The organism is Streptomyces sp. H27-H1, assembly GCF_026627445.1.
GTDB lineage: Bacteria > Actinomycetota > Actinomycetes > Streptomycetales > Streptomycetaceae > Streptomyces.
The window spans coordinates 1-537 of sequence record NZ_JAPNLJ010000174.1; the positions used below are offsets into that span (position 1 = coordinate 1).

Annotated in this window: 2 protein-coding genes; one reads left to right on the forward strand and one right to left on the reverse strand. The window is 63.7% G+C overall.

Going from position 1 to position 537, the window contains the following annotated elements; translation table 11 throughout:
* Window positions 1-256 (reverse strand): IS200/IS605 family transposase (tnpA, locus tag OTB20_RS42350; protein WP_267825204.1); only part of this gene is annotated, 256 nt, incomplete at its 3' end.
* Between the two features lie 50 nt (window positions 257-306).
* Here tnpA and OTB20_RS42355 point away from each other — a divergent pair.
* Window positions 307-537, forward strand: a 231-nt coding sequence (locus tag OTB20_RS42355) for a helix-turn-helix domain-containing protein (protein WP_267825205.1), incomplete at its 3' end; no start/stop codon positions are given.

The following is a 537-nucleotide window of genomic DNA, read 5'->3' on the forward strand; positions in this document are numbered from 1 at the left end:
TGATCAGCTTGGACAGGGCGACCTTCGGCGGGTAGTGGACGAGCAGGTGTACGTGATCGGCCTCGCCGTTGAACTGCCGGAGTTCGGTCTCGAAGTCCCCACACACCTCCCGCATGATCGCTTCACAGCGCTTGAGCATGTCGTCGTCAAAGACTCCCCGTCGGTACTTGGTCACGAACACCAAGTGGGCTTGCAGGCTGTAGGTGACGTGACGACCGGTACGGATATCGGGGTTTGGTTCCCAGCGCGGTGACATACTCCAAGCGTAGTATGGTCGGCGAACCACACCGAAAGGGGGTGGGCCGGGTGATCCGTGCGTACAAGTTCCTCATGAGGCCCACCGCGGGCCAGACGATCGCGCTCGGCGAGATGCTCCGCGATCACCGCGGCCTCTACAACGGGGCCTTGCAGGAACGCCGTGACGCCTACCGGCACGTGTCGAAGACGTCCGTCAAGTACGGCCAGCAGTCGGCGCAGCTCAAGGAGATCCGGGCGTTCGACCCGGAGCGGCACGGCCGGTGGTCGTTCTCCAGCCAG